We start from the raw sequence: 25,847 nt of genomic DNA on the forward strand, positions 1-25,847 counted from the left end.
GCTGATCCGCCTCGTCGGCCGCGCTCGCCGGACGGTCGGCGGGGTCCTTCTTCAGCAGCCGGCCGACGAGGCGGATCAGCTCGGCGGGGATCTCGCTGCGGATGACACCGAGGGGAGTCGGATCGGTCTCGATGTGCTTGCGGGCGAGCTCGAAGCGCGACTCGCTGACGAAGGGCGGTACGCCGACGAGCATCTCGTACAGCACACAGCCGAGCGCGTACAGGTCGGCGGCCTGGGTGACCTGGCGGGCCTTGAACTGTTCGGGCGCCATGTAACGGGCGGTGCCGACGCTGACGCCCGTGCTGGTCAACCGCGCCTCGTCCGGGTCGTCGACGATGCGGCCCATGCCGAAGTCGAGGACCTTGACGGTTCCACCCCGGGTCAGCATGACGTTCGCGGGCTTCAGGTCGCGGTGCACCACGTCGGCCGCATGGGCGGCGGTGAGACCGTCGGCTATCTGGGCGCCGATAGCGGCCACCCAGGACACGGGCAGCTGACGCTCCTCCTCGATGAGGTCGCGCAGCGTCTCGCCGTCCAGGAACTCCATCGCCAGGTACGGCAGCCCGTCACCCTCGCTGATCCCACCGGCGACGAGCCGTGTCAGGTTCGGGTGCTCGAGGCGGCGCATGATGCGCACCTCGCGCGCGAAGCGCTCCGCCGATTTGGGGTCCGATCCGGTGTCGATCAGCGCGCCCGTGCGGCGGCGCAGGATCGTCTTCACGGCGACTGTGCGCTCGGCACTGCCCTCCGGAGCCTGCAGATCCTCGGCTCGGTGAACCTCCCCCATGTTGCCCTTGCCGATGACCTGCCCGATGCGAAACCTGCCATCGATCAGCTCCTGGCCCACGGCCGCCTCTCTTCCTTGACTTCTGCTGTCCGTAACCAGGGACTTGCCCCCTCGTGCGCTGCGCTCCTTTGATGACGTCGTTTCAGGAAGCACAGCCATCGGCACCGTACACGAGGGTGACTTGGTTTTCCAGACCTCACATACGTTGACGTCGTTAACGGGCAGTAGCTACGCTCTGGCGCGTAAGTCGGCTGGGGGTGGAAGTCTTGGGGCGTCAACCGGTCGGTGAGCCCGGCGCATCCGTGTCGAGAGCGGCGCTGAGTGACCTGCTGAAGCGGCTGCGGCGCGCCGCAGTGCACGGCGTGGTGCCCGAACACGAGTTCCTTCGGAGCACGCGGGCGCTCGCCCTGGGCGACGGCGAACGCGACCGGTTGCGCAACGAGCTCGCCCGGCTGGGTCTGCCCGTGCGGGATTTGCACACGCACGCAGACTTCGACTCGCGTGATGGTGAAAAGGTTGCATATGTAGGTGAGGAAAATGTGTCCGCGCGTGTCGCGGTTGCGCAGACCTTGCTGTCGCGGTATGGCGACCCTGCGGGGTATGTGACCTCCAGGGCCCTTGAGGGCGTCATACGGCTGGCGGGGCTCGACGCCCGGGAAGCAGCGGAGCTGCGGGCGAGGGCCAGGGTGCGGCGGGATCCGGACAGCGCCGAGGGGAGAGAGCCCGACGGTGCGAAAGCGGCCCGGGAATCTCATGAGGCCACGGTGGCGACCGCGCCGGACAAGGTCGAGGCCGCGAAGGGAGACGACCTCGCCGACGCCGTGGCGGCCGCGATGGCCGTGCTGGAAGCCGATCGGTTCGAGCGGCGTCCGGGGAAACAGCTGCTGAGCGCCGAGGCCGAGGTGGGGCTGGCCGTCCTGCTCCGAGGCGGGGTGGACCGGGTTGCTCAGGAACCCGACGAGGAGGAGCTGAAGGCGCTGCCGAGGGGCGACATCCGGATCCGTGCCCGCGACTGCCTGGTCGTCCACAACCAGGGGTTGGTGCACTCCCTCGTCCGGACCGCGCTGGACCAGGGCCTGGAATACGAGGACCTGTTCCAGCACGGCATGCTCGGGCTGATGCGGGCGGCGCGGAAGTTCGACCCGACGATGGGCAACAAATTCTCCACCTATGCGACCTGGTGGGTCCGTCAGGCACTCACCCGGGCCATCGCCGACGAAGGCGCTCTCATCCGCATCCCCGTCCACATGCATGAACAGATCCGCAAGGTGGCCAACGCCGAGCGGGCCCTGGCCGCACAGGGACGGCCGGCGACCGCGGCCGATGTGGCGGTGGCGTGCGACCTGAGTCTGGAGAAGGTGGAGCAGGCCCGGAAGCTGAGTCGCCGCACGGACTCCCTCGACCGGATCATCGGCGACGGAGCGACACTCGCCGACTTCGTGGGGGAGACGCGGCCGCTGCCGTCGGTGGAGAAGCAGGCGCTGGACGCCCTGCACGCCGCAGAGGTCATGGCCGTGGTGAACACGTTCAGCGGACGTGATCACCGGATTCTCGTGCGGCGACTGGGACTCGACGGCGACGAGCCGTCGACGCTGGATGAGCTCGGACGGGAAATCGGCGTCTCACGAGAATGGGTCCGGCAGCTCGAAGTGAAGCTGAGACCGGAGCTGAGGAAACGGCTGCGCGTGGCCGGTCTCTTCGAAGTGGACCTGGACGCCGAGTGCGAGAAGGCCGAGCAGGCGGCGGAACGGGCCACCCAAGTGGCACGAGCGGCCCGTATCGCCCGTGCCGCCCGCGTGGCCCGGCACGCTTTCCGCAGGGCCAGGGCGGAGCGGCTCGCCAGGACTGCCACACAGGATGCCCGGAGGGACGTGGTGCCGGCCCGGACTGTGGCGGTGGACGAGAGCGGTGACGCGCCGATCGTCGAGGCGGCAGCGGTCGAGGACGCGGTGGTGCCCGAGGCTGAGGCGGCAACAAGCGGTGAGGAGATCGTCGATGTGAAGGAGGTCGGTGAGGAGATCGTCGACGCGAAGGAGAACTCTGACGCCGAAGCGACGACCTCGACGATCGGCACGATGACGAATGCCGCCGAGACCGCGAGCACTGAGGAGACCACCGACAGCGAGGCGGTGACGCCGACGTCCGACGAGGACTTCGAGCCTGTGCGGGACGCGGCTGACACGACCGTGGAGGACGCCGAGCCGGAGCCCGACTCGGAACCCGACATGGTGCCGATCGCGGTCACCGCCGACTGGGACAAGGCTCGCGTGCTGACACGAGCGCCCTTCGGGGGAGAAGTGGCCTGGCTCGCCGAGTATGCGCTGCTGGCCGTGGGGCGCCTGCAGCTGGGGGTACTGCTCGGCTCGTCCGCCGCGGATGCCGTGGTCCGGGCGGCGCGGCAGCGAGGCATGCTCGACCGCCACGTCGTCATGGCCCTGGAAGTGCTCGCGAGTGTCTTCGACGCGCTCAAGAAGCTGGAGCTGCGTCCCGAGCACTTTTTCGAACGACCTGCAAAGGCCCTCGTAGGGGTCACTCCCCGGGTGTACCTGGCCGCGCGGCCCCTGGTATGGAGCGAGTCGCGTCTCGCCATCCGTGACGCGCTGCGCGAGTTCATCGATGCGCGGACGGAATGTGACGAGTCGGTGCCGGACAGCGACGACGTGAGCGTGCCCGAGAAACCGCGGACCGACACCGGGGAGTCCCCGAAGCCGTCCCCTCCTGCGACGGCCGACCAGCTGCCCTCCAAGGCTCGCGCCCAGCACGAGGCCGAGCTCGCCCGGCTGGCGCAGGAGTACGAGCGGCGACTCGCAGAGGAACGGACCGCCGCGGACGAGCGTCTCGCGGCTGCCCGGGAGGAGGCCGAGCGTCGTCTCGACGCGCTCGAGGAGGAGCTGCTGCATCGTGCGGACAGGGCCTGGGAGCGGCGTGAGCGGCACATGCGGCGCCAGACCGAGGAGCGCGTCGCGCTTCTGAGGCAGGAGCACCAGGAGGCGTACCGGGCGGTGCTGCGGAGGGCCGAGGAAGCGGAGGAAGCCGCTCGGCGGGCGGACGGTGCCGAGAAGCGGGTTCACGCCCTGGAGCGGAGGCTGCGCGAGTACCGAGAGGGTGCCGAAGAGCGCATCGCGGATCTCGAGTCACGACTGTGGCGGGCTCGAACGGAGGCCACCGAGCGTGAACGTACCGCTGAGGCGCGAATCGCCGAGGTCGAGGCACGCCTGCGGGAGGCCGAGGCGGCGGTCGAGCAACGGGACCTGCTCGTCGAGGCGGCTCGTCGGCACGCCGAGGATGCCGAGCAGCGGGCGGCCCGGCGCATCGCGCAGACAGAGCACGACGCCCGGCTGCGCATCACCGAGCTGCAGACGCAATTGAGCGACCTCCAGGCGCAGCTGGCCGCCATGCAGGAGGCTGCCCGGAGCCGCACCTCCCTCCGGGACCGCTGGCGCCGGTTCTGACACGCACGGTCGCCGTTCCCGCCGTCCTCAAGAGAAGTCACCGCCCAACGACCACCAGGAACACCATGGACCCCCGACAGGAACTCGTCTCCTACCTCCGACGCCAACTCGTCGGCCCGGCCGGCGGCGAGCAGGAGATCCTCGACGCCCCGCCCGATCGGCAGTACCTCATGGGCACCCTGTATCCCCAGGAGGCCGACCTCCAGCGGCAGCTGGACCTCGCCGCCGAGGAGCGTGACGGAGCTGGAACGGAGGGAAGGGCCGAGGACACCGCCCCGGTCGGAGATCCCGTACCCGAGTCCAACTCCTGGCTGCCCTCCTCCCTCGGTTTCAGTTTCTACACCGACGCCACCACCGTGGAGATCGGCTGCACAGCCGCCCACTACCAGACCCGGCCCGGCACCGGCGAGCGCGGCCGCAGCTGGCAGCGGATCCCGCTCCCCGCCGAGACACACACCCTCGGTCCCGACCGCGACCACGTCCCGGTCCTGGACGGCCGTGCCGAACTCCGTGTGCGACGACGTGCGTTCGGCACTGGACAGCTGGTCACCGTCGCCCTGGTCAACACCGCACGGCACGAGGCCGCTCACGGCAAGGCGGCCCACTGGGACCGGATGCTGTTCCAGGTGGGGCTCGAGGCACGGCCGGTGGACGGCCGTGTGCTCCAGTACCCGAGCGTGCGCCTGGCCAGCCGTGATCCGGAGGAGCAGGAGCTGCGGCTGCAGTACCGGCACGTCCGCACCCACGCCGTCGGCCACGGCTGCGCGGTGGAGGAGCTGTATGACGATGCGGGCGAGAAGGTGACCGGGCTGCGGGCGGCCGTCATGCCCGAGGCCGAGGTCACCGGCGTACGCGCCGCGGGCCCGAGCGACTCCCCGGTGCTGAAACTCCGCCATCTCGCCGACCCCGGCGTTCCGGTCGAACAGCTGAGAGAAGAACTCACCGAGTTCGCCGCCGACTACCGCGCCTGGTACGTCGGGCAACTCAACACGGAAGTTCCCGAATGGGGGCGTGAGGCCGCCGATCGCATCCTGTCCCGCATAAATACCGCCGTCACCCGTATCGAGTCCGGGGTGCGCACCTTGTGCGACCCGCGCCGGCCCGAGCTGCTGCAGGCCTTCCGCGCCGCCAACCGCGCCATGGCTCTGCAGATGCGCCACTCCGCCCCCGACCTCGCCGGCACCCGGCGCTCTCGCCGGGACGCCGTACCCGCCGTCGCCGAGCCCGCGCTCGAGGCCGCCTGGCGTCCCTTCCAGTTGGCGTTCTTCCTGCTCGCGCTGGACGGAGTGACGGACCCCCGGCACCCCGACCGGGGCGTGACGGACCTGATCTGGTTCCCGACCGGCGGTGGCAAGACCGAGGCATACCTGCTGCTCGCCGCCTTCATCATGGTGCTCAGACGTCGAGAACCCAACGGTGGCGGCACGGCCGTGCTCAGCCGCTACACCCTCAGCCTGCTCACCACCCAGCAGTTCCAGCGAGCCGCCACCACTGTCTGCGCCCTGGAGACACTGCGCCGCGCCGACCCGGCGACCTACGGCGACGAACCCTTCTCCATCGGCCTGTGGGTCGGCGAGGCGACCACCCCCAACACGTACGAAAAGGCCCGTGCGGCCTTCGACAACATCCGCCAGGCGGCCGTGCCCGACGACGTGTTCATCCTCGACCGCTGTCCGTGGTGCGGCACTCGCATCCTGCCCGCCCGCAAGTCGCCCGACATCGGCGACTACGGAGTGCGTGCCACCGCCGACTCCTTCATCTTCTTCTGCCCACGCGAGGAGTGCGTGTTCCACGACGAACTGCCCGTCGCCGTCGTGGACGAGCAGCTGTACGACCGGCCGCCGACATTCGTGCTCGGCACCGTCGACAAATTCGCCCGGCTGGCCTGGGAACCGCGCGCGGGACGGCTGTTCGGCGCAGGTGGCGCCCATGGCCGGAGCCTGCCGCCGTCCCTCGTCATCCAGGACGAGTTGCACCTGCTCACCGGCCCGCTGGGCACCACTGTGGGACTGTACGAGTCGGCCATCCTCGAACTGTGCACCGCACCCGACGGTACTGGACCGAAAGTGGTGGCCTCCACGGCCACCATCCGGCGCTCCGGTGAGCAGGTGCGTGCCCTGTACGGTGGCGACGTCCAGCTCTTCCCACCGGGTGGACTCGACGCCCGTCACTCCTACTTCGCCGAACCCGACACCTCCCGCCCCGGCCGCCGCTACCTCGGTGTCATGGCCCAGGGACACACCGCCGGCCGCGCCTCCGTGACCACCGCCGCCGCCATGCTCCAGGCCGCCTGGGAGCTGCCCGAGGAACACCGCGACGCCTACTGGACCCTCGTCGCCTACCATCACAGCCTGCGCGAACTCGGCCGTACGGTCACCGCGGCGGCCGACGACATCCCCGCCCAGCTGGCCGGCCTCGACTCCGGTTCGGGCGTACGGCCGTTGGCGGAGCACCAGGTGCAGGAGCTCACCAGCAATCTGCACCGCGCGGAGCAGCCTGTACTGCTCGACCGGCTGGAGAAGCCCTGGAACGACCCGCAGTCGGTGTCCTTCCTGCCGTGCACGAACATGCTGTCCGTCGGAGTCGACGTCAAGCGACTCGCCCTGATGCTGATGCAGGGCCAGCCGAAGACCACCGCCGAGTACATCCAGGCCACCAGCCGCGTCGGCCGGCACTCCGTACCCGGTCTCGTCGTGACCTTCTTCAATGCCACCCGCCCCAGGGACCGTTCGCACTACGAGACCTTCGACGTCTACCACCGCTCCCTGTACCGGCACGTCGAACCGACCAGCGTCACGCCCTGGTCCGTGCCCGCCCGCCGACGCGCCCTGCACGCCGCACTGGTCGTCCTCGTACGGCACAAGCTCGGGCTCGCCGCGGAGAACCAGGCCGGGCACGTGCTCGACCGGATGCCCGAAGCCGAACAACTCGCCGATCGGTTGGCAGCACGTGCCGAGAGAGCCGAACCGGGCGTCGGCGAGGCCGTGCGCAAGGAACTCGCGGACCTCCTCGCCGAATGGGAGGAGGCCGCACGGGAGGCCCGCAAGGACGACCGCGAGCTGTACTACCGCAGCCAGGGCAAGGGCCAGTCCAACCTGATCAAGAGCTTCGAACAGAACTACGGCCTGTGGGAGACACCGAACTCCATGCGCAACGTCGACCGGGAATGCCAGGTGACGGTGAAGGGAGCCGATCTGTGAGCCGCACACTCCGCGTACGCCAGTCCCAGACCGTGCTGCCGTTCGGCGTCGGCGCCGTCTTCGACATCCAGGGCGAGTCCTTCGTGGCCGCCGGCATCGGCGACTGGCCGACGAAGGGCAAGCAGCGGATCGAGTCACCCCGGCTCGCCTCCCGCCTCGGCGTCAGCGGCTTCTACGCCGCGCCGGCGACCACCAACGACCGCTTCGACATCCCCGACGCGCCCGGAGCACCGTACATCCGTTTCCCCACCTGGCTGTTCTGCGGTGCCTGCCGGCGCATGAAGCGCTGGCGCATCGCCGACGAGAAGCCCGGACAGCCGCCGCGCTGCCCGTCCTGCTCGCCGGCGCGGACGCTGGCACCCATGCGGTTCGTGCAGATCTGCCAGGACGGGCACCTCGGCGATGTCGACTGGTGGTACTGGGCCCACTCCCGGCGTGACGCGAACGAACGCCGTCAGTGCGGCGAGCGGGAGAAGCTGCGCTTCCTGGTGTCCGAGCGGGCCTCCAGCCTTGAAGCACTCTCCGTCGCCTGCACCGCCAAGGGCTGCGGCGCCGCCCGGGACCTGCTCGACATCCTCGGCACGCACGGCATGCGCTGCTCCGGCCGCAACCCCTGGCAGAGAGCGAGCGAAGCCGTCGAATGCACCCGGCCGGTCCAGATCGTGCAGCGCACCGCCGGCAACCTGTACTACCCGATCACGCACTCCGCGCTCGACATCCCCGAAACGGACGTGCCGGCGTACGCCGATGACGCACTCGCTGCTCGGGTGCGCGAACACGAGCTGTGGGTGTCGCTGTGCCGGGTGGCCGGAACTCCGCGCGCCTCCGTCTTCCAGACGATGATCCAGGAGGACACCGGCGCCGACGACAGTCTTGTGGAGGCCCTGCTCGCCGAGGAGACGGGACAGGCTCCGACGGCATCCGCCGGGACACCCACCGGTTCGGCACGGCCTGATCTCAGTCGCGAGGAATGGGCCGCGTTCACGGCACCCGCCCCGCCCGCCACCCGTGACTTCGCGTTGCGCGAGAGCACACTTGGTCTGGCCGGCGAGACCGCCGACCCATGGGCTTCACTCGGTCGTCGTTTCGGCAGGGTCGTCCTCGCCGACCGGTTGCGCGAGGTACGCGCCCTGTCCGGTTTCACCCGGGTCTCACCGGACGCCACTGTCGTCCCCGTCGACACCGCGCGCCGTCTGAAGTGGCTGCCCGCCGTGGAAGTGTTCGGTGAGGGCATCTTCCTTACCTTGAACAAGGCCGAACTCACCGCCTGGGAAGGCGACAAGGACGTGCGCAAGCGCGTCGACGGGATGCGTGCCGACCTGGACCGCTCCTTTCAGAGGGAGCGCCTGGAGAGTCTGACCGGTCCGGAACTCGCTCCCCGGTTCGTCCTGCTGCACACACTCGCTCACCTGCTGATCCGCCAGCTCTCCTTCGAGTCCGGATACACCACGGCCAGCCTGCGCGAACGGATCTATGCCCGCCCCGAGCAGGACCAGTACGGCATCCTCGTCTACACCGCCGCCGGAGATGCCGAGGGCACCCTCGGTGGTCTCGTCCGCCAGGGCGAGCCGCCGCGACTCGCGGAAACCTTGCTGCGGATGACCGAGGCCGCCGCCTGGTGTTCGGCCGACCCGCTGTGCGCGGAACACACCGGCCAGGGCTTCGACAACCTCAACCGTGCCGCCTGCCACGCCTGCGCGCTGCTCCCGGAGACCAGCTGCGAAACGGGCAACACCCTTCTCGACAGGGCCCTCGTCGTGGGTGGTGGGCACGTGCCCGGCTATCTGGAGTCCATCGTCACAGCCAGTCGTGTCGCCGCGATCGGTGCCTTGGAGCAGGCATGACCATCACCTACCTCGGCCTCACCCCGGAACAGCGCGGGTGCCTCGACGGAATCCCGTTCGACGGCAACCACCTGGTGAGTGGCCCGCCGGGCAGCGGAAAGAGTCTTCTGGCGGTGCAGCGGGCCGTCATGCTCGCACTCACTGGAACCCCAGTGACCCTGCTGACCTATTCCAATCTGCTGCGCCAGTCCCTGGCCGGCGCCGCTCGCGAGCTGGGCCCGGCCGACCGCTCGGTGCGGGTCACAACCGCACACTCCTGGCTCGCCGAGTGGTACGGAAGCAGGCTCACGCGCGGCGCCGACGGCTGGCCCGACTGGCAGGACCTCTTCGACCGGGCAGCCGACACCGGCCCGGTTCCCGGCCTCACCCTGGTTGTCGACGAGGGCCAGGACCTGCCTCGCCAGTTCTACCTGCTCTGCCGAATGCTGGGGGCCCGTACGACGGTCTGCGCGGACGAGTGCCAGCGGCTGACCGACACCAACTCCACTCTCGCCGACATCGCCCGGAGCCTTGGCCAGTGCACGCGCCACGAAGTCGACGGCAATCACCGGAACACTCAGCAGATCGCGTCCCTGGCCGCCCATTTCCGGGTCGGGGCCGGGATGCCCGTGCTCCCGGAGAGGCAAGGGCCGCCTCCGCGCCTTCACCATTTCCACGAGCGCGGTGCCGCCGACCTGCTGATCCTGTTGGCGGAACGGCATCCACAGCGGAGCATCGGAGTGATCGTCAACTCCAAGCGCACCCAGTTCTCCCTGCTGGGAAGCCTGTCGCATCGCGCGCCACGGCTCAAGCCCCAGCTGTACACGTCGGATGCGAAGGGCGGCCAGTACCGCAACCTCGATCTCGGCCGTCCGGGCATCGTCCTGGTTCACCGGAAGAGCGCCAAGGGACTCGGCTTCGACATCGTCGTGGTCCCCGACACCCACACCGACGCATCGGACGACCCCACGTCCGCTGCCCTGCGCATGCAGTACTACGTGCTGGCCACGCGGGCCCGGAACGAACTTCACTTCGGCTACGAGGGAGAGACGGAACCTCCACTGCTGGCACAGGTACCGACGCGGGATCTGATACGCGGTTGACACCCCGCTTCCGGCACCTTCACCTGTCCGGAGTTCGGTACCGCCCGGACTCTGTCGGCCCGCGATGAGAGCGGCGATTACACGGTCACCGACCCCGACACCGGTCGGGTCCGCCACTTCGCCGCCTCACCCGGCAGCGAACCCGGCGGCGACGGAGTCGCCTGGCTGATATCCGTCACCGAACGCAACGGCCGCACCGCCACCATCGACCGCGCCGACGACGGCCTGCCGCTGGTCCTGGCCCACTCGGCGGGCCATTAGGTGAAGCTGACCACCGCCGAGGGCCTGATCACCGCCCTCTCCCTGGCCGATGCCGGCGAGAACGGCACCGACCTGCCGCTGATGGCATACGGCTACCAGGACGGCAACCTCACCACCGTCACCAAACCCTCCGGCGCTACTACCACCTTTGTCTACGACGAGAGCGGTCGATTGGTCCGCGTAGCCCGGGGCTGGCTGTTCGAGTTCTCCTTGCTGCTGGTGGTGACCACGCAGCTGCCCGTCACCCGGTGGGCCGGGAGTCGGCTCGCCCTACGCCATTCCATGGCAGTTGAACTGCTGCTGACCGCCGCTGGGTTCGCGGTGGTGGCGGTGGCTGTGCCCGCCGGGTGGACTGGAACGGCCGGCCTGCTGTCCGCGACCAGTTTCGTTGTGCCGCTTACCTTCGGCCAGATGCTTGTCGCACCCCATTGCCCACGCCTGGGTGTCCGACCTCGCCGAGGAGGAACGGCTCGGCCTCTACACCGGGGTATTGTCCTCGGTCTCGGGCCTGCCGTGTCGCTCGGCAGCACGGCAGGCGGCAGCCTCCTCGATTCCGGGCTGCCGCCCGCTGTGCCATGGCTGGCTCTGGCCGCCCTACCGGCTGCGGCGATTGGACTGCCGCCGCGACGGGGGGCAACCGGGGCGGCACCGCACATCCGATGACTCACTCGACCCGCCGTTCGACGTTCCGATGCCGATGCCGATGCCGGAGCAGTCATCGCAACTTGTGATGGCACGACGCCCAGAGCCCTGGACTCCAGGAGCGGTCGTATGGTTGGGGCTTTGACCGGAAACTGACGACGCCAAGGAGGCGTTCCGGTGAGCCGAGGCGCAGGTTCGGCGGACAAAGTGAGCGGAAGCCGACTTCAGAAGTTCTGCGGTCGGTTTGTCACCGGTGTATGTGCCGTTGTTCTCGCTCTGGGAGCCCTGGTCACAGGTTATGTGGTGCTCACCGCCTATGCGGTCGAACCAGACGGGCCCTGGGACACGCAGGCTGTCACCAACGCCAACGTCGCGGCCGGCATCGGCTTGGTTTTCTCCGCCTTGATGGCAGTATTGACGTGGATGTCCGTCAAGGCGGAGTGGCTACGGAAGTGGTGGTACGTCATCCCTTCGCTACTGGTCATTGCCGCGTTGTTGCGGCTCACCCTGCTTGGACCTGAGCTCTGAGCCCACCAGTCATGGTGAGCCTGCTCGTTCTGCTGCCACCTGGGCAACCTTGGCCTTGGATCCGCCGACAGCACCTGGACCTTGTCCCGGTCACGCCGTGAAGTGCGCAGGACGGCCCCGCAACTGGTGAAACCACTCTCACAACAGGATTTTCAGTGATCTTCTAGAAGTGGGGAGGTACGACAGATCCTCCTCGCAGACCGCCACCCGCCTCGTGATGCCCGTGCTGTTCGACATGACCCGGAACGTCAGTGCTCTCCTCCACGACGCCGCCGAAGCGGCCGTCCACGGCACCGGCACCGGCACACGTATCAGGGAGGGCAGCAGCCGTGACTCGCCCTTCACAGTTGTGGCGCTGATCTCCTGCAAGTTCTGACTCTCTCCAACTTCGCCGAGAAAGGTTCCTGCCACATGTCCGTCGACCAGATGTCCTGGGATGCTGCAGTGCGCCATCTGTATGGGGACGCGTTCGCGTACGTCGCCACCAGTCCGCGTCGCCACGAGGACTGGACGCTCGACGTGCTCGCGTTGATGGCCCGGGCCGTGCCGGACCCCAGAGGATGGGCCCGCATCGACGACATGGAGGCCCCCAAGTGGGTGAAGAGCCCCATGTGGCCCTTCGCTGAAGTCTCTCCGGAGTATGTCGCGTCCCGTCTCATGGAGATCGACCGGGACAGCGCCGAAAACCTGCTCCTGGCCATCACCGGGGGCGACTGCACCCTGGCCAATCTTCAGGACTTCACCGAGTCCCCGGACGAACTGCGGGCGATGGCGCGCACGATTCTCGCGCGATACGGGAATGAGGCCACGTACCACACCAACGTCAAAAAGACCGGCAGCGCGCCCGGCACACTCGACTTCACACTGGAGACCCTGGGGTACAGTCCGATGAGTGTCTTCACGGAGGACTGCGGCCTCGTCGTCGTCTCGGACACCGAGGTCGGCATGTTCTGGAACTTCAACGACGTGTGACGCGGCCGCCGGCCCGGTACGAGCGCAGCCGCATCCTGCCGTTCACAGCCATGGCGTCGGTGCCTGACAAGCCCTGACTCCGCCGGGAAAGGCCTCACAGCATGTCCGTCGACCAGGCGTCCTGGGAAGCCGCGGTACGCCACCTGTTCGAGGGCGCGTACCCGTACGACGCCACGGGGCCTCGGCGTCACGAGAACTGGGTCCTCGACGTCATCGCCTTGATGGCCCGGGCCGTTCCGGACCCCCGGGGATGGAGCGGGATCGACGGTCCGGCAGAGAGCCCGGATTACGACGGGTCCCCCACGTTCCCGTTCGCCGTTCACTCCCCGGAGTACATCGCGCGGCGTCTCCGTGAGATCGACCGGGTCGGCGCCGAGAACCTGCTCCTGGCCCTCACGGACGACTGCTGCACCCTGGCCAACCTGAGGCGTTTCACGGAGAGCGAGGAGGAGCTGCGGGCGATGGCCCGCACGGTCCTGGCGCGGTACGGGGACGAGGCCACCTATCACACGAACGTCGACAGGCCCGGCACAGTGCCCGGCACGCTCGACTTCACGACACCCCACTGGGGGTACGCCCCGCTGAGCGACTTCTACTCGGAGGATTACGGCCTGATCGTCGTCTCGGACACCGAGGTGGGCATGTTCTGGAATTTTTCCGACTACTGATCCGCCCGGGAGCAGCTTCCGGCCGGGCGCTCCGATCTCCGATGCGCATCCGATGCGAAGGAGCGCTCTCGCGCTGATCCGTTCCGCCTCCACCCCGATCGAGAACCCGGCCGAGGACTTGATCGAGAACCCGGCCGGGCACAGGGACACCGGCCGCCCGCTGGGCCACCCGGCAGGTGAGGGCCGTCGACGAGCAGGCCATGTGTGATGCCATGTACGCCGCGCGACAGCCGCAGGACACAGGAAAGGCCCGGGTCACATCCCCCATGATCCGGGCCGGCTCTCCTGTGTCGTCCGTGAGTGTCACACCGCCTGAGCGGCTCCCAGCATCGCCTCGACGGGCTCCCCGGCAGGAGCCGGGACGGAGGCCGCGACAGGGGCCGCCGCAGGAACCGTGACGGGAGTCTCCCGCACCGCGCCCGCCTCGGCGGCGGCAGCCGTGCGCGCCCGCTCCGTGCGCCACAGCCACAGCACGTCCCGGCCGAACGACCACACCAGCAGGCCCAGCGCCGGCAGCACCACACCGAGGCCGGCGACCAGGGGCAGCAGGCCGGAGGCGGCCACCAGCAGACAGATGCCCTGCAGCGCGGCGACCGTCTTGCGCGCCATGCTCGGCGGCAGCGGGGTGTTCATCCAGGGCAGGACGCGGGCGGCGGCGACGAAGGCGTACCGCATGCCGCCGATCAGCAGCACCCACGGGCCGAGGCTCGTCGAGACGTACACGCTGAGCACCAGGATCAGGAACGCGTCGACCTCCATGTCGAAGCGGGCGCCGAGCGCGGTGGAGGTGCCCGTGCGGCGGGCCACCTTGCCGTCGACGCAGTCCAGGAACAGCGCCGCCGCCGTCAGGCCCACCAGCAGCGGCACCGGCGGTGCGCTGTCGAAGGAGTCCGCGACCAGGGCCGTCACCCCGCCGACGAGGACGGTCCGGCCCAGGGTGACCCGGTTGGCCGGGCCGAAGGAGCGCAGCCGCGACCGGTGCAGGGCCCGGGAGAGCAGCGCCCAGGTTGCGATGGCGAAGGCCAGGCCGGTCACCCAGCCCGCCGGCCCCAGGCCGGCCGCCGTACCGAGCAGGGCCAGCAACAGGATCTGTATGCCCGCTCCCACCGCGGTCTCCTGCTGGACCAGCCTTGCGTCGTCATGGTTGTTCAGGGCCACCGCACATCCTCCGGCCGAGTGACAGAGTCGATCAACGCCGCGTACCGTGTCCGCGGCCTGTGCACATCTCGGTACGTGAGCAACTTCCCGATCGTTCAGGAGGTCCCCGATGAAAAAATCCGCCCGCGCCTTCTGGCTGAGCTCACCGGGCCACGGCGAGATACGTCGGGTGGACCTCCCCGAGCCCGCCGAGGGCGACGTGGTCGTCCGGGCGCTGTACTCCGGTGTCAGCCGGGGGACGGAGACGCTGGTGTTCTGGGGACAGGTGCCCGCCAGTCAGCACACCGTCATGCGGGCGCCGTTCCAGGAGGGCGACTTCCCGGGGCCGGTGAAGTACGGCTATCTCAACGTCGGCGTGGTGGAGGAGGGCCCCGAGGACCTGGTCGGGCGGACCGTCTTCTGTCTCTACCCGCACCAGAGCCGCTACGTCGTCCCGGCCGGCGCCGTGACCCGCGTGCCCGACAACGTGCCCGCCGAGCGGGCCGTGCTCGCCGGCACCGTCGAGACCGCCGTGAACGCGCTGTGGGACGCCGCCCCCCTGATCGGGGACCGCATCGCCGTGGTCGGCGGCGGCATGGTCGGCTGCTCGGTGGCCGCCCTGCTGGCCGGGTTCCCCGGAGTGCGCGTGCAGTTGGTGGACGCCGACCCCGCCCGCGCCGGGATCGCCGACGCGCTCGGCGTCGGCTTCGCGCTGCCTGAGGACGCGCTCGGCGAGTGCGATCTGGTCGTGCACGCCAGCGCCACCGAGCAGGGGCTCGCCCGCGCCCTCGAACTGCTCGCCCCCGAGGGCACCGTCGTCGAACTGAGCTGGTACGGCGACCGGCGGGTCGCCCTCCCGCTCGGCGAGGCCTTTCACTCCCGCCGGCTGACCGTCCGCAGCAGCCAGGTCGGCACCCTCTCCCCGTCCCGCCGCGCCGGCCGCGGCCACGCCGACCGGATGGCCCTCGCCCTCGAACTGCTCGCCGACCCCGCGCTGGACGCCCTCATCACCGGGGAGAGCGCCTTCGAGGAGCTGCCCGAGGTCATGCCGAGGCTCGCCTCCGGGGAGATCCCGGCGCTGTGCCACCGGATCAGGTACGCCGAGTGAGCGCGGCCGGCCGTGCACACCGTACGGCGCACGTGCCCGTTCCCAGGAGGACGAGAAGGGGCGGAAGCGCCCGTCCGGGGAGGCGGAAGCGCCTGACCTGAGAAAAGAGTGGAGGACGACTGAACAACGGGGAGCGAAGAGCCGTACTACACGGCGTCCCCCGGCAGGGACCAGCCGGAGGAGCCAGACGTGCTGCACCTGGAGGGTCGTCCGTTGTTCAGCATCACTGTCCGCGATCACCTCATGATCGCCCACAGCTTCCGCGGCGAGGTCTTCGGGCCCGCGCAACGGTTGCACGGAGCCACGTATCTCGTGGACGCCACCTTCCGGCGCGAGCAGCTGGACGACGACAACCTCGTCGTCGACATCGGGCTGGCCACGAAGGAACTGGGTGCGGTCGTGAGCGAGCTGAACTACCGCAACCTCGACGAGGAACCGGACTTCGCCGGGATCAACACCTCCACGGAGTTCCTGGCCAAGGTCATCGCCGACCGGCTCGCCGAACGCGTCCACAAGGGAGCCCTGGGCGAGAACGCCAAGGGTCTGACCAGCCTCACCGTGACACTCCACGAGTCGCACATCGCCTGGGCGAGTTACGAGCGTGCGCTGTGACCGAATCGACTGCCATGACCATCAGCCGGGCCCCGTCCCTCGCTTGTGTGCCCGCTCCGCGCGCGGCCACGGAGAACTCCGGGATCATCCCCATGTCCCTGCGCACCGTGCACTTCATCCTGCCGGGCGGCGTCGACGACCCGGCCACACCGAGCGGCGGCAACGCCTACGACCGCCGGGTCAGTCTGGACCTGCCCGGCTTCGGCTGGCAGGTCCAGGGCCACCCCGTGGACGGCCGCTGGCCCCGGCCGGGAGACCAGGCCCGTACGGAACTCGCCCGCGTCCTGCGGGAGTTGCCGGACGGCGCCGTCGTCCTCCTCGACGGGCTGGTCGCCTGCGGCGTCCCCGAGATCGTCGTGCCGGAGACCGAACGGCTGCGGATGGCCGTCCTGGTGCACCTGCCGCTCGGCGACGAGACCGGACTCGACCCCGCCGTGGCCGCGGAACTGGACGCCCGGGAACGCGAGGTGCTGCGGGCGGTGCCCGCCGTCGTCGCCACCAGCGACTGGGCCGTCCGCCGGCTCGTCTCCCACCACGGGCTCGCCCCCGACCGGGTGCACGCCGCCGCCCCCGGCGCCGACATCGCGCCGCTCGCCCCCGGCACCGACGGCATCTCGCAGCTGCTGTGCGTCGCCGCGGTCACCCCGCGCAAGGGGCAGCACCGGCTGGTGGAGGCACTGGCCGCGGTGACCGACCTGCCGTGGACCTGCACCTGCGTCGGTGCGCTCACCCAGGACCCGGCCTATGTCGCCCACTTGCGCGAGCTGATCGCCAAGTACGGCCTGCAGGACCGTTTCCACCTGGTCGGACCGCGGGCCGGAGCCGAACTCGACGCCAGCTACGCCGCCGCCGACCTCATGGTCCTCGCCTCCTACGCCGAGACGTACGGCATGGCCGTCACCGAGGCCCTGGCACGCGGCATCCCCGTGATCGCCACGGACGTCGGCGGCATCCCCGAGGCGGTCGGCCGCGCCCCCGACGGCGGTGTGCCCGGCATTCTCGTCCCCCCGGAGGACCCCGCCGCCCTCGCCGCCGAACTGCGCGGCTGGTTCGGCGAGGCCGATGTGCGGCGCCGTCTCAAGGCCGCCGCCCGGGGCCGCCGGGCCGCGCTGAACGGCTGGGCGAACACCGCCCGCAGCCTGGCCGGTGTCCTCGACCGGCTGCCCGAGGAACCCCGGAGGGCGGCATGAGCGGCACGGCGACCACCCGGACTCCCCCCACGGGAACCGACCGCCCCAGTGGCGGAAACCCGTCCCGGCGGAGCCCGTACGACGCCGGCGAGGCGGCGGACGGCGCTCCGCGGGACGGGACGGAGACAGCAGGTACGGCCGCGCCGGGGCAGTCGGCCCCGGCGGTGTCCCGGACCGCAGGAAAGGAACCGTCGGCCATGGCCGAAGCGACCGTCTTCTCGCAGCACACCCCGCAGGGCACCGCCTCCCCGGAGCCCCGCCCCGCAGCCCCCGGCGCCGGCCGCGAGCCCCACAGCGCGGCCGGCGCCGGCTCCGGGGGCCTCCCCGAGGGCTTCGAGGTGATCCCGGGAGCCGGGCCCGCACAGCGGCCCGGAGAACGGCCCACCCTGCGGCTGAGGGAGGGCGAGCCCGAGGAACCGCCCCGGTACGCCCCCGAGTGGCTGCGGCTCAGGGAACCGGCCGACGCCGCCGCGCGGTCGGCCGAATCGCTCGACCCCCTGCGGATCAGGCTCGCCAACCTGCCGAGCCGGCACGGCGGACTGATCGTGCACGACCTGGGCTGCGGCACCGGTTCGATGGGCCGCTGGCTCGCCCCCCTGCTGGACGGCGCCCAGCACTGGATCCTGCACGACCGCGACCCCTATCTGCTGCACTTCGCCGCCGTCGCCTCCCCGCGCGCGGCCGCCGACGGCAGCCGGGTCACCGTGGAGACACGGCGCGGCGACGTGGCCCGGCTGACCCCGGACGCCCTGATCGGCGCCTCGCTGGTGACGGCCTCCGCCCTGCTGGACGTGCTCACCCGCGAGGAGGTCGACACCCTCGCCGCCGCCTGCGCCGGGGCCGGGTGCCCGGCGCTGCTGACGCTGTCGGTGGTGGGCCGGGTCGAGATCACCCCGGCCGACCCGCTGGACGCCGAGATCACCGCGGCGTTCAACGACCACCAGCGCCGCTCCGGTCTGCTCGGGCCCGACGCGGTCGGCGCGGCCTGCGAGGCCTTCGCCGCGCACGGCGCCACCGTGCACACCTATCCGAGCCCCTGGCGGCTCGGCCCCGACCACCGAGAGCTGACCGCCCAGTGGCTGCGCGGCTGGGTCGGCGCGGCCGTCGAGCAGCGCCCCGAACTGAGGCCGCGCGCCGACCGCTATCTCGCCGAGCGCCTGGAGTCCTGCGCCGCGGGGGAGTTGCGGGTCGTCGTCCACCACAGCGACCTGCTGGCGCTGTCCCGGCCGACCGGCGGTGCCGGATGAGTGTGCAGGCGGTGGACGTGCCCGTCCTGCGGACCGGGACGATGCAGCCCGACGCGACCGGGGCGACCGGTGCGGCCGGCCGCGGACATGCGCTGCGCGCGCTGCTCTCCCGTCTCAACACCCCGGCGGTGCGCACCCACTTCGGAACCGTCGCCGGAGCCGTCGTCCTCGGCGCCCTGATGTGGCGGCTGGGCACCGGCGCCTTTCTGGAGGGACTGCGCCGGATCGACACGCCCGCAGTGCTCACGGCACTGGGCATCGGCCTGGTCACCACCGTCTTCAGCGCCTGGCGCTGGCAGTTGGTGGCCCGCGGTCTGCGCATCCGGCTGCCGCTCGGCCCGGCCGTCGCCGACTACTACCGCTCGCTGTTCCTGAACGCGGCGCTGCCCGGCGGCGTCCTGGGCGATGTGCACCGGGCGGTGCGGCACGGGCAGAGCGCCGGGGACATGGGGCGCGGTGTGCGGGCCGTGGTCCTCGAGCGGACCGCCGGGCAGATCGCCCTCGTCGTCGCCGGTGTCGTCGTGCTGCTCACGCTGCCGTCGCCGGTGCGCGACGAGGCCCGGCACCTCGTGCCGCTGCTCGCCCTCGCGGCCCTCGGCGCGTTCGCCGTCGTCCTCGCCCTGCGCATGAACCGGGCGCCCTCCCGCCGGGGCCGGGCCCTGCGCCGTGTGCTCGGCGAGGCACGCGAGGGACTGCTGTCCCGCCGCAACGGACCGGGCGTCGCCCTGTCCTCGCTCGTCGTCCTGACCGGGCATGTCGCGATGTTCGTGGTCGCCGCGCGCCTCGCCGGCTCCGCCGCCCCGGTGCCCGTGCTGCTCCCGCTGGCGGTCCTCGCGCTGCTCGCCATGGGACTGCCGCTGAACATCGGCGGGTTCGGCCCCCGCGAGGGGGCCACCGCCTGGGCGTTCGGCGCGGCCGGGCTCGGCGCGAGCACCGGACTGGCCACGGCCATGGTGTACGGGGTGCTGTGCTTCGTGGCGAGCCTGCCGGGTGCGCTCGTCCTCGTCGCCCGCCGGCGCAGGAGGACGGACGCCGGGTCCCGCACCGACGGAACGGCCCCGGAACCCGGCCCGGTCCTCCGCGTCGCACCCGACGGGGACCGGGGCGCCTACGCGCCCCCGCTCTCCGGGAGCCTTCCGTCCGGTGACGTGAGCAGCGAGAAATACGGGGCGAAGGAGTCCGTGAGGCTGTCCAGCAGTTCCTTCCCCTTTTCCGCGGACCCCAGGGAAGGGCGGCCTATGACACCGGATTCGGTATAGGCGGACATTCCGACGGTGAGCAGATGGCGGCGGTCGTCCGCCACATGGTCGGCGTCCTCGTATCCCGCCCGGACCATTTCCGGGTGGGTGTGCAGAAGAATGGAGGTCTCGATTTCCCCCGCGTGCATGTCGGTGAGCAGCGTGGAGCGCACCCCGGCCCGCTCGAGGGCCGTCTCCCAGTCCTCCACGGCCGGGAACAGCGCGATGCGCTCACCGCGTGCGGAGGACTCCTGAACCACGTTGCCCAGCACGTAGTTTCCGCCGTGTCCGTTGACGACCACCAGGGCCTCGACACCGGAACGGCGCAGTGAATCCGCGATGTCCCGCACCACCGAATGAAGGGTCACGGAAGAGATGCTGACGGTCCCCGGCCAGGCCGCGTGCTCGTGCGAGCACGAGATCGTCACCGGGGGGAGGAGATGCACCGGGTACGCGTCGGCGATCCGACGGGCGATGGCACAGGCGACCAGCGTGTCGGTCGCCAGCGGCAGGAAGGGGCCGTGCTGTTCGAAACTGCCCACCGGCAGGACGGCCACCTGCCGTGAGAGGTCCGCTGCCCGCGTCCGTACGTCGTGCGTCGTGTCCGCCGGCAACACACCATGTGCCGTCGGCCGCGTTTCCGAACCACTCATTCTTTTCCGGCCTTTCGTCTCTGCTTAGGAACCAGATCATGACAGAAAACCTCGGCGTACTCGGCAAGAAGTCCCCCCGGCGTACAGGCGTGGAACGCGTCGTGAATGCCCCGCTGCCCACCGTGTACGGGAAATTCGAGGCCATCGGCTACATGGATCACGACCGCGGCGACGAACAAGTGGCCCTGGTCCATGGGGACATCGGCACCGACCGGGTTCTGGTCCGGCTGCACTCCGAGTGCCTGACCGGGGACGCCTTCGGCTCGCAGCACTGCGAGTGCGGCGACCAGCTGGCCGCCGCCCTGCGTGCGGTCGTCGCCGAAGGCAGCGGCATCGTCGTCTACTTGAGAGGGCATGAGGGCCGGGGCATCGGGCTGCTCGCCAAGCTGCGGGCGATGGCCCTGCAGGCGGAGGGCCTGGACACCGTCGAGGCCAATCTCGCCCTCGGTCTGCCCGTGGACGCCCGCGACTACGGCGTCGCCGCCGAGATCCTGCGCGACCTGGGCGTGCGCTCGGTGCGGCTGATGTCCAACAACCCGCGCAAGCACGAGTCGCTGGTGCGGCACGGCATCCAGGTCGCCGAGCAGGTTCCGCTGCTCATCCCGCCGTGCGAGAGCAACATCACCTATCTGCGCACCAAGCGGGAGCGGCTGGACCACCACCTGCCCCATCTGGACGCGGTGGCCCACCTGTCCTGAACGCGGAGGTCCGGGGCGGCGCGGGCGCGGACGATCCGTACCCGGGCCGCGTCCCCGGCGGGTCCTTGGCGGGTTCCTGGTGGGTCTCCAGTGGGTTTCCGGTGAGGACGGGGGATGCCCCGGGGCCGTTCGGGGCATGACTTCCGACGCAGGATCCACTCCCGTCTCAGCACACAGGAACGGCATGTCTCAGGACGCGACGCACGACCCCGCACAGGACGCCCTGCTCGCGCTGCTCTCCGAGGAGCACGGAGGAGTGCTGGCGACCCTCAAGCGGGACGGACGGCCCCAGCTGTCGAACGTCACCCACGCCTACTGCCCCGACGAGCGGGTCATCCGCGTCTCGATCACCGACGACCGCGCCAAGACCCGCAATCTGCGCCGCGACCCGCGGGCCTCCTACCACGTCACCACACCGGACCGGCGCGCCTACACGGTCGTCGAGGGCACCGCCGACCTCTCCCCGGTCGCGCAGGACCCGCACGACGAGACCGTCGAGGAACTGATCCGCCTCTACCGGGACGTCGTCGGCGAGCACCCCGACTGGGACGACTACCGCGCCGCGATGGTCCGCGACCGCCGCCTGGTGCTGCGGCTGCGGGTGGAGCGGGCGTACGGCATCCCGAAGGGGGCCGGCGACGGCTGAGGCGCACGGCGGGCGGGCCCTTGGGGGCTTGCATCGCCGAGCGCCGTACGGCTGGGCGCCGTACGGTCCCCTTCACACCGGGCCGGCAGCCGTCCGGAGCAGGCCGGCCTTCGTTCACGCCGGGCCAACAGGCGTCTGCGCCCGGTCGGCGGCCGCCCGTGCCGGACCGGCGGCCGTCCGGGCCTCGATGGCCCGCAGGACGGCCACCATGTCCTCGCCGCCGTGTCCGAGCGACACCGTCTCCTCGAACAGGGCGTGGCACACGTCCAGCAGCGGGGAGGCGGTGCCGGACGCACGGGCGGCCTCGGCGATCAGCCGGTTGTTCTTCAGTACGTCGAGGACGGCCGCCTGCACCTCGAAGTCCCCCGCCAGCAGCTTGGGCGCCTTCATCCGGGAGACCGGGCTGGCCATCGGACCGGCGTCCAGGACGTCGAGGAGCAGACGCCGGTCGAGCCCCTGCCGCTCGGCGAAGTGGAACGCCTCGGTGAGCCCGGTCACCAGCGTGATCAGGAACAGGTTCACCGACAGCTTCATCAGCAGCGCGTCCGGCACGGGACCGCACACGAACGTCTCCTGGCACAGGGGGGCCAGCAGCGGCCGTACGGTCTCCACCGCCCGCTCCTCGCCGGCGAGCATCGCCACCAGCCGGCCGTTCTCCGCCGGGACGCGGGAGCCCGAGACGGGCGCTTCGACATAACTCCCGCCCGCGGCCCGTACATCGGCCTCCAGGGCGCGCGAGTACGCGGGCGAGGTGGTTCCCATGTGGACGACCACCCGTCCGGCGACACGGGCGGCGAAGTCCGGGCCGCCCCGGCCGAGAACGGCGTCGGTCGCGCGGTCGTCCGCCAGCATCAGGAACACCACGTCCGCCCGCGCGAACACCTCGCCGGGATCCGCGGCCGCCTCGGCACCGGCCGCGCGCAGGGGAGCGGTGCGGGAGGCCGTGCGGTTCCACACGACGAGGGGAGTGCCGGAGCGTGCCAGCCGGAGCGCCATGGGCTGCCCCATGACTCCGAGCCCGATGAAACCGATGTTCATGAGGACCGCCCTGAGACCGGAACCGCGTTATGACAGCCGTCATAGTAGCGGCGATTATGACAGCGGTCATAGGGTGAGGTGCGCAGCAGTGCACGGGGCATCGGGAGGCCGACGATGACGGGGACCGAGCGGGGGCCGCGCGAGCGGATGGTCTTCAGCGCGGCCCAGCTGATCCGGCGCGACGGTGTGGGCGCGACCGGCATGCGGGATGTCGCCGCCCATGCCGGAGCGCCGCGCGGATCCCTCCAGCACTACTTCCCGGGCGGCAAGGAACAGCTGGTCAACGAGGCGGTGGCGTGGGCCGGCCGGTACGCCGGCAAGCGGATCGCCCGCTTCATGGCGGGGATGAGCGAACCGACGCCGAGCGGGCTGTTCGCCGCGATGGTCCGGCAGTGGACCGACGAGTACGAGACGGCCGGCTTCCTCTCCGGCTGCCCGGTCGCCGCGGCCACGGTGGACTGCGTCTCCTCCGCCCCCTCGACCCGGGAGGCGGCCGCCGCCGCGTTCGCGACCTGGCGGAAGCCGTTGGCCGAGGCCCTGACCGGCATGGGAGTACCGGCCGAGCGGGCCGGGTCGCTCGCCACGCTGATGATCAGCTCCCTGGAGGGGGCCATCATCATGGCCCGCGCCGAGGGAGACGTACGCCCCCTGACGACCGTGGCCCGCGAACTGGGCCCGCTCCTCGACGCCGCGCGCGAGAGCTGATGCCGGGCCGTGCCGCGGACACGCGGCACGAACCGCCGCGCCCGTGGCCGGCGCCGACGAGCCCCGGGTCGGCCGGCCCGGCCCGCCGCACACCGGCGGACCCGGCCCCGGCTCGGCTCCTCCTCGCTTCCTTCACCCCGTCCTCTCGGCCTTCTGCGCCGTCCTCCCCGGCTCCGCTCCCTCCTCCAGCTCCACGGCGTGTCCGCCGAACTGGTTGCGCAGTGCGGCGACCATCTTCATCTGCGGCGAGTCCTCCTGGCGGGAGGAGAAGCGCGCGAACAGGGCGGCGGCGATGGCCGGCATCGGCACGGCGTTGTCGATGGCGGCCTGCACGGTCCAGCGGCCCTCGCCGGAGTCCTCCGCGTAGCCGCGCAGCTTCTCCAGGTGCTCGTCCTGATCGAGGGCGTTCACGGCGAGGTCCAGCAGCCAGGAGCGGATGACGGTGCCGTCCTGCCAGGAACGGAAGACCTCACGGACGTTGTCCACGAAGTCGACCTTCTCCAGCAGCTCCCAGCCCTCGGCGTAGGCCTGCATCATCGCGTACTCGATGCCGTTGTGGACCATCTTCGCGAAGTGGCCCGCGCCCACCCTGCCCGCGTGGACGAAGCCGTACGGGCCCTCCGGCTTGAGCGCGTTGAAGATCGGCTCCAGCCACTGGACGTGCTCCTTGTCGCCGCCCACCATCAGCGCGTAGCCGTTCTGCAGGCCCCACACCCCGCCGGAGACGCCCGCGTCGACGAAGCCGATGCCCCGTGCGTGCAGCAGCTTGGCGTGCTTCTCGTCGTCCGTCCACCGGGAGTTGCCGCCGTCGACGACGATGTCGCCGGGCTTGAGCAGGGCCGACAGCTGGTCGATGACGGAGTGGGTGGCCTCACCGGCCGGGACCATCACCCAGACCGTGCGCGGCGACTCGAGCCGGTCCACGAGCTCGACCAGGCTGTCCACGTCGGAGCGTGTGGGGTCGCGGTCGTAGCCGACCACGGTGATGCCGGCCTTGCGGAGACGTTCCCGCATGTTGCCGCCCATCTTGCCGAGGCCGATCAGGCCCAACTGTATCGATGCCATGTCAGCTCACTTCCTCAGAGTGCGGTACGCGGCCACGAGGGCGGCGGTGGACGGGGTGCCGGGCATGTCAGGCGGTCTCCTCGAGGGTCCTGAGGTCCCTGCCGCGCAGGGCGACGGCGTACATGTCGTCGGCGTCGAGGCGGCGCAGCTCCTCGGCGATGAGCTCCGACAGGGGGCGGACCTTCAGCGCGAGGGTGCGCGACGGCTGGCCCGGCAGGGTCAGCGTGGCCAGCGGTCCCTCGGGCCGGTCGAGGGAGATCTCGCCGTTGTCGGTGCCCAGCCGTACGGCCGTGACCAGCGGGCCGGGGGAGACCACGCGGTCGGCCTTCACCTTCAGCCGGGCCTCCAGCCAGCGGGCCAGCAGCTCCGCGCTCGGGTTCTCCGCCTCGGCCTCCACGGCCGCCGAGGTCACCTTCACCGGGGCCTGGTCCAGGGCCGCGGCCAGGATCGAGCGCCAGGGGGTGAGCCGGGTCCAGGCGAGGTCGGTGTCGCCGGGGGTGTAGAAGCGGGCGCGGGTCTCCAGGACCTCCAGGGGGCGCTCGACGGCGTACAGGTCGGTGATCCTGCGCTGGGCCAGCCCGCCCAGCGGGTCCGCGGAGGGGTTGTCGGGGGCGTCCGCCGGCCACCACACGACCACGGGGGCGTCGGGCAGCAGCAGCGGCAGCACCACCGAGTCGGCGTGGTCGGACACCTCGCCGTAGGTGCGCAGCACGACCGTCTCGCCGCTGCCGGCCTCGGCGCCCACCCGTACCTCCGCGTCCAGCCGGCAGCTCGTCCGGTCCCGCAGGGTGCGGGCGTGCCGCCTGATCACGACCAGCGTGCGCGAGGGATGCTCGTACGAGGCCTCCTCGGCGGCCTTGAGCGCGTCGTAGGCGTTCTCCTCGTCCGTGACGATGACCATCGTCAGGACCATGCCCACGGCGGGTGTGCCGATGGCACGGCGGCCCTGGACCAGGGCCTTGTTGATGTCACCCGCGGTGATGTCGGTCAGATCGATCTTCATGGCCTGCGCCAGCTCCGTCCGTCTCGTGCGAGCATCTCGTCGGCTTCCGCGGGCCCCGGGGCCCACCGGGT

The 25,847-nt window shown here is 70.9% G+C and carries 22 protein-coding genes and 2 pseudogenes; 18 read left to right on the forward strand and 6 right to left on the reverse strand.

Translation table 11 applies throughout. From position 1 onward, the window contains the following. A partial coding sequence (locus CCN35_RS19055) for a serine/threonine-protein kinase (protein WP_143631660.1) occupies window positions 1-847 on the reverse strand: 847 nt, incomplete at its 3' end. Window positions 848-1,551: 704 nt separating this feature from the next. On the opposite strand from CCN35_RS19055, the gene CCN35_RS29610 reads away from it, so the two are divergent. The 10 genes and pseudogenes from CCN35_RS29610 (at window position 1,552) to CCN35_RS28430 (ending at window position 13,644) form a co-directional block, all read left to right on the forward strand. Continuing rightward, window positions 1,552-4,239: a sigma-70 family RNA polymerase sigma factor gene (locus tag CCN35_RS29610; RefSeq protein ID WP_245863275.1), complete on the forward strand. Its 2,688-nt coding sequence runs from the start codon at window positions 1,552-1,554 to the stop codon at window positions 4,237-4,239. 65 nt (window positions 4,240-4,304) lie between these two features. Then, window positions 4,305-7,439 carry a helicase-related protein gene (locus CCN35_RS19065; protein ID WP_086793666.1) on the forward strand — a complete coding sequence of 1,045 codons (3,135 nt, stop codon included), beginning with the start codon at window positions 4,305-4,307 and terminating at the stop codon, window positions 7,437-7,439. Next, window positions 7,436-9,283, forward strand: a complete 1,848-nt coding sequence (gene drmB, locus CCN35_RS19070; RefSeq protein ID WP_086793668.1) for a DUF1998 domain-containing protein — start codon at window positions 7,436-7,438, stop codon at window positions 9,281-9,283. Before CCN35_RS19065 ends, drmB begins: the two co-directional genes overlap by 4 nt. Continuing rightward, window positions 9,280-10,365, forward strand: coding sequence for a DEAD/DEAH box helicase (locus CCN35_RS19075; RefSeq protein WP_086793670.1), 1,086 nt, complete (start codon window positions 9,280-9,282; stop codon window positions 10,363-10,365). The genes drmB and CCN35_RS19075 overlap by 4 nt, the downstream gene beginning before the upstream one ends. 444 nt (window positions 10,366-10,809) lie before the next feature. After that, window positions 10,810-11,289 (forward strand): annotated as a pseudogene (locus CCN35_RS29620) (MFS transporter); the annotation flags it as partial. A 156-nt stretch (window positions 11,290-11,445) separates the two neighbouring features. Beyond that, on the forward strand, window positions 11,446-11,796 hold the full coding sequence (locus tag CCN35_RS28120) for a hypothetical protein (protein ID WP_143631663.1): 351 nt from the start codon (window positions 11,446-11,448) through the stop codon (window positions 11,794-11,796). A gap of 169 nt (window positions 11,797-11,965) precedes the next feature. Further along, window positions 11,966-12,172, forward strand: coding sequence for a hypothetical protein (locus tag CCN35_RS19090; protein WP_067400331.1), 207 nt, complete (start codon window positions 11,966-11,968; stop codon window positions 12,170-12,172). A gap of 35 nt (window positions 12,173-12,207) precedes the next feature. Continuing rightward, window positions 12,208-12,768, forward strand: coding sequence for a hypothetical protein (locus tag CCN35_RS19095; protein WP_067400335.1), 561 nt, complete (start codon window positions 12,208-12,210; stop codon window positions 12,766-12,768). A gap of 101 nt (window positions 12,769-12,869) precedes the next feature. Further along, window positions 12,870-13,436, forward strand: coding sequence for a hypothetical protein (locus tag CCN35_RS19100; protein ID WP_067400339.1), 567 nt, complete (start codon window positions 12,870-12,872; stop codon window positions 13,434-13,436). A 52-nt stretch (window positions 13,437-13,488) separates the two neighbouring features. Further along, a complete protein-coding gene (locus tag CCN35_RS28430) occupies window positions 13,489-13,644 on the forward strand; it encodes a hypothetical protein (protein WP_158100419.1) in 156 nt (51 codons plus the stop codon). 95 nt (window positions 13,645-13,739) lie between these two features. Here CCN35_RS28430 and CCN35_RS19105 read toward each other — a convergent pair whose 3' ends face one another. Then, on the reverse strand, window positions 13,740-14,594 hold the full coding sequence (locus tag CCN35_RS19105; RefSeq protein WP_086793674.1) for a CDP-alcohol phosphatidyltransferase family protein: 855 nt from the start codon (window positions 14,592-14,594) through the stop codon (window positions 13,740-13,742). Window positions 14,595-14,703: 109 nt separating this feature from the next. Here CCN35_RS19105 and CCN35_RS19110 point away from each other — a divergent pair, with 109 nt between their 5' ends. From CCN35_RS19110 to CCN35_RS19130, 5 genes and pseudogenes are all read left to right on the forward strand, one after another. Next, window positions 14,704-15,681, forward strand: a complete 978-nt coding sequence (locus CCN35_RS19110; protein WP_086793676.1) for a zinc-dependent alcohol dehydrogenase — start codon at window positions 14,704-14,706, stop codon at window positions 15,679-15,681. A 213-nt stretch (window positions 15,682-15,894) separates the two neighbouring features. Further along, window positions 15,895-16,293: a 6-pyruvoyl trahydropterin synthase family protein gene (locus CCN35_RS19115; protein WP_086793695.1), complete on the forward strand. Its 399-nt coding sequence runs from the start codon at window positions 15,895-15,897 to the stop codon at window positions 16,291-16,293. Window positions 16,294-16,307: 14 nt separating this feature from the next. Next, window positions 16,308-17,483 carry a glycosyltransferase family 4 protein gene (locus tag CCN35_RS19120; protein ID WP_086793678.1) on the forward strand — a complete coding sequence of 392 codons (1,176 nt, stop codon included), beginning with the start codon at window positions 16,308-16,310 and terminating at the stop codon, window positions 17,481-17,483. Window positions 17,484-17,680: 197 nt separating this feature from the next. Beyond that, window positions 17,681-18,730 carry an SAM-dependent methyltransferase gene (locus CCN35_RS19125; RefSeq protein WP_245863276.1) on the forward strand — a complete coding sequence of 350 codons (1,050 nt, stop codon included), beginning with the start codon at window positions 17,681-17,683 and terminating at the stop codon, window positions 18,728-18,730. A gap of 179 nt (window positions 18,731-18,909) precedes the next feature. Continuing rightward, window positions 18,910-19,656: pseudogene (locus CCN35_RS19130) on the forward strand (lysylphosphatidylglycerol synthase transmembrane domain-containing protein); the annotation flags it as partial. Between the two features lie 182 nt (window positions 19,657-19,838). Here the strand turns inward: CCN35_RS19130 and CCN35_RS19135 are convergent. Further along, a complete protein-coding gene (locus CCN35_RS19135; protein ID WP_086793680.1) occupies window positions 19,839-20,621 on the reverse strand; it encodes a creatininase family protein in 783 nt (260 codons plus the stop codon). 38 nt (window positions 20,622-20,659) lie between these two features. Here CCN35_RS19135 and ribA point away from each other — a divergent pair, with 38 nt between their 5' ends. Both ribA and CCN35_RS19145 read left to right on the forward strand, forming a co-directional pair. Next, entirely contained in the window at window positions 20,660-21,319 is a 660-nt protein-coding gene (ribA, locus tag CCN35_RS19140; protein WP_086793682.1) for a GTP cyclohydrolase II, read from the forward strand. Window positions 21,320-21,503: 184 nt separating this feature from the next. Then, complete coding sequence (locus tag CCN35_RS19145) at window positions 21,504-21,965, forward strand: PPOX class F420-dependent oxidoreductase (RefSeq protein WP_086793687.1); 462 nt, start codon at window positions 21,504-21,506, stop codon at window positions 21,963-21,965. 114 nt (window positions 21,966-22,079) lie between these two features. Here CCN35_RS19145 and CCN35_RS19150 read toward each other — a convergent pair whose 3' ends face one another. After that, window positions 22,080-23,003, reverse strand: a complete 924-nt coding sequence (locus tag CCN35_RS19150) for an NAD(P)-dependent oxidoreductase (RefSeq protein WP_086793689.1) — start codon at window positions 23,001-23,003, stop codon at window positions 22,080-22,082. Between the two features lie 114 nt (window positions 23,004-23,117). Between CCN35_RS19150 and CCN35_RS19155 the strand changes: the two genes are divergently transcribed. Next, window positions 23,118-23,708, forward strand: coding sequence for a TetR/AcrR family transcriptional regulator (locus CCN35_RS19155; protein ID WP_086793691.1), 591 nt, complete (start codon window positions 23,118-23,120; stop codon window positions 23,706-23,708). Between the two features lie 132 nt (window positions 23,709-23,840). On the opposite strand, the gene gnd is transcribed toward CCN35_RS19155, so the two are convergent. Together gnd and opcA are read right to left on the reverse strand one after the other, a co-directional pair. Then, window positions 23,841-24,764 carry a phosphogluconate dehydrogenase (NAD(+)-dependent, decarboxylating) gene (gene gnd, locus CCN35_RS19160; protein ID WP_086793699.1) on the reverse strand — a complete coding sequence of 308 codons (924 nt, stop codon included), beginning with the start codon at window positions 24,762-24,764 and terminating at the stop codon, window positions 23,841-23,843. Between the two features lie 76 nt (window positions 24,765-24,840). After that, window positions 24,841-25,776, reverse strand: a complete 936-nt coding sequence (gene opcA / locus CCN35_RS19165; protein ID WP_086793693.1) for a glucose-6-phosphate dehydrogenase assembly protein OpcA — start codon at window positions 25,774-25,776, stop codon at window positions 24,841-24,843. Window positions 25,777-25,847: the final 71 nt, after the last annotated feature.

The sequence above is a fragment of the Streptomyces thermovulgaris genome, assembly GCF_002155915.1.
In the GTDB taxonomy this organism is placed as follows: domain Bacteria; phylum Actinomycetota; class Actinomycetes; order Streptomycetales; family Streptomycetaceae; genus Streptomyces; species Streptomyces thermovulgaris.

Excerpts from the sequence above, each read along its gene's own strand:
- CCN35_RS19065 (WP_086793666.1), top strand. The coding sequence starts at position 4,305 with ATGGACCCCCGACAGGAACTCGTCTCCTACCTCCGACGCCAACTCGTC.
- CCN35_RS19075 (WP_086793670.1), top strand. The coding sequence starts at position 9,280 with ATGACCATCACCTACCTCGGCCTCACCCCGGAACAGCGCGGGTGCCTC.
- CCN35_RS19095 (WP_067400335.1), top strand. The coding sequence starts at position 12,208 with ATGTCCGTCGACCAGATGTCCTGGGATGCTGCAGTGCGCCATCTGTAT.
- CCN35_RS19100 (WP_067400339.1), top strand. The coding sequence starts at position 12,870 with ATGTCCGTCGACCAGGCGTCCTGGGAAGCCGCGGTACGCCACCTGTTC.
- CCN35_RS28430 (WP_158100419.1), top strand. The coding sequence starts at position 13,489 with ATGCGAAGGAGCGCTCTCGCGCTGATCCGTTCCGCCTCCACCCCGATC.
- CCN35_RS19110 (WP_086793676.1), top strand. The coding sequence starts at position 14,704 with ATGAAAAAATCCGCCCGCGCCTTCTGGCTGAGCTCACCGGGCCACGGC.
- CCN35_RS19120 (WP_086793678.1), top strand. The coding sequence starts at position 16,308 with ATGACCATCAGCCGGGCCCCGTCCCTCGCTTGTGTGCCCGCTCCGCGC.
- CCN35_RS19125 (WP_245863276.1), top strand. The coding sequence starts at position 17,681 with ATGGCCGAAGCGACCGTCTTCTCGCAGCACACCCCGCAGGGCACCGCC.
- CCN35_RS19135 (WP_086793680.1), bottom strand. The coding sequence starts at position 20,621 with ATGAGTGGTTCGGAAACGCGGCCGACGGCACATGGTGTGTTGCCGGCG.
- ribA (WP_086793682.1), top strand. The coding sequence starts at position 20,660 with ATGACAGAAAACCTCGGCGTACTCGGCAAGAAGTCCCCCCGGCGTACA.
- CCN35_RS19145 (WP_086793687.1), top strand. The coding sequence starts at position 21,504 with ATGTCTCAGGACGCGACGCACGACCCCGCACAGGACGCCCTGCTCGCG.
- CCN35_RS19150 (WP_086793689.1), bottom strand. The coding sequence starts at position 23,003 with ATGAACATCGGTTTCATCGGGCTCGGAGTCATGGGGCAGCCCATGGCG.
- CCN35_RS19155 (WP_086793691.1), top strand. The coding sequence starts at position 23,118 with ATGACGGGGACCGAGCGGGGGCCGCGCGAGCGGATGGTCTTCAGCGCG.
- opcA (WP_086793693.1), bottom strand. The coding sequence starts at position 25,776 with ATGAAGATCGATCTGACCGACATCACCGCGGGTGACATCAACAAGGCC.